Annotated in this window: 3 protein-coding genes; 2 read left to right on the forward strand and 1 reads right to left on the reverse strand. The window is 76.4% G+C overall.

Going from position 1 to position 1,931, the window contains the following annotated elements; all coding sequences use genetic code 11:
- A partial coding sequence (locus ABWI04_RS42640) for a hypothetical protein (RefSeq protein WP_353835971.1) occupies positions 1-534 on the forward strand: 534 nt, incomplete at its 5' end.
- A 34-nt stretch (positions 535-568) separates the two neighbouring features.
- Here the strand turns inward: ABWI04_RS42640 and ABWI04_RS42645 are convergent.
- Complete coding sequence (locus ABWI04_RS42645; protein WP_353835972.1) at positions 569-1,117, reverse strand: ATP-binding protein; 549 nt, start codon at positions 1,115-1,117, stop codon at positions 569-571.
- A gap of 533 nt (positions 1,118-1,650) precedes the next feature.
- Between ABWI04_RS42645 and ABWI04_RS42650 the strand changes: the two genes are divergently transcribed.
- Positions 1,651-1,931 (forward strand): ArsR/SmtB family transcription factor (locus ABWI04_RS42650; protein ID WP_353835973.1); only part of this gene is annotated, 281 nt, incomplete at its 3' end.

The following is a 1,931-nucleotide window of genomic DNA, read 5'->3' on the forward strand; positions in this document are numbered from 1 at the left end:
GAGTTCGTGCGGTCGCGGCTGGGGGACGCGGCCGCGCAGGTCCGCGGCGGCGGCGAGGGCGCGGCGGCGCTGCGGGGGGTGCTGGGGCATCTGGCGGAGTGGACGCGGTGGCAGGCGGCCGCGATCCGGTCGGCGGCGACGGGCCGCGAGCCGGTGCTGGAGGGCCGCCCGCCGCCGTTCCCGCCGGCGTTCGGGCGGGACCTGCCCTACGACGCGCGGGAGCGGATGATCCAGGACGCGATGGCGCTGCGGTCGCTGGGCGATCTGGCGCGCGATCTGCAGCAGGTGCTGGAGGCGGTGGCGCACTGGGCGGCCGACTGCGACGACGCGCTGTGGGAGGCCGAGCTGCCCGACCCGCGCCCCTACGGGCCGCCGGGGCCGCCGCGCCCGCTGGCCGACCTGCTGGCGGGCTGGCGGGGCCCGCTCGCCCACATCGAGTGGCATCTGGACCGGCTGGCCGACGATCCGCCGCTGCCGCCGGAGGGCGAGGACGAGGACGTGTGGGTGGTGGACCGCTGCCCCCTGCAGGCCTGACCCCTCGCCCGGCCGGTGTCAGCGGGCCGGGGTGTCAGCGGGCCGGGTGCCGAGGGGTGAGGGCGGGGGCGTCGATGGGGTCCAGGTCGCGGGTGAACCAGACGGTCTTGCCCGGCGGCGCGGGCCGGGTGCCGAACTCGGTGGCGAGGGAGGCGACCAGGAGCAGGCCGCGGCCGGCCTCGGCCCAGTCCAGGACGGGGGGCGGCCCGGCGGGCACGCCGGGCGCGCGGGGGTCGGCGTCGCCGACCTCGCCGGTGAGGCGGACCCCGGCGGGCGCGGCCTCCAGGCGCAGGGCCAGGCGGACGGGCCCGGCGCCGTGCACGACGGCGTTGGCGACGAGCTCGTCCACGATGAGGACGACGTCGTCGACGTCGTCGGGGCCGGTGACGCGCCAGCGGCGCAGTGACCGGCGGGTGAGCGCGCGGGCCTGCGCCGGGGCGCTGGGTCCGGCGGCCAGATCCCAGGCCGCCTCCGCGCCGCCGTCGCCATCGCCGTTCTCGGTGTCGTTTCTGGGGTCGTCTCTAATGTCGTTTCTGGTGTCCCCGCCCGCAGGCCTGGTGGTCCCCGTCCCCGTGGTGCGCACTGCCCCGTCCCCTCGTCTGTGCCGGGTCTGGCCGCCCATTCGTGTGCGGTCGGTGCGGGCCCCGCGCGGCGATCCGCCGGTCTCCCCGCGTTTCCCCGCATCGACTCATATTCGTGGACGCTTCTCCCGGCGGGGCGGTGCACGGGCGCAGGCGACCCTCACCGCGGGGTGAGGTGAAGTTCACGTGCGGGGTGGCGGTGGAGGAGGCACTGGCGCGGAGCCGCTAGAGTGGGTGCGTCGGTGTGGCATGTGTCCCCCGGGCTCTACCTGATGCCTTCGGGGAATACCGCCGGTCCCATGCGGTCCGGGCTGGAGCTTCGTTGTGCCTTTCGCCGTGAGGCGACCACCACACCGGCTTGACGCCAAGGCCCCGGCGGGTTGATCCCGCCGGGGCCTTGGCGTTCGCGCCTCCTTGGCCCCTCCGTGCGGGCCGTCTCCGCTGTGCGCCCACTCTCACCCTTCGTCGCCCTCGTCCTCTCACACCCCAAATTATTCCTTGACAGGAATATTCGTCACGGGGAATGATTGGGGCCATGGAGGAGATCCTCAACGCCCTGGCCGACCCGGTCCGGTGGCGGCTCGTGGCCCTGCTGGCCGAGCGGCCGCGGCCGGTCGGCGTCCTGGCGCAGCTCGCCGGCGCGCGCCAGCCGCAGACGACCAAGCATCTGCAGACGCTGGAGCGCGCCGGCGTCGTCACCTCGCAGCGGGCCGGCCAGCGCCGCGTCTACGCGCTGCGGCCCGGTCCCCTGCGGGACCTGGCGGCGGCGCTCGGCCGCCACGCCGACGACGCCCACCGGCACGGCGGCGCGCACGA

This window comes from Actinomadura sp. NPDC000929, from assembly GCF_040492065.1.
Lineage (GTDB): Bacteria > Actinomycetota > Actinomycetes > Streptosporangiales > Streptosporangiaceae > Spirillospora > Spirillospora verrucosospora.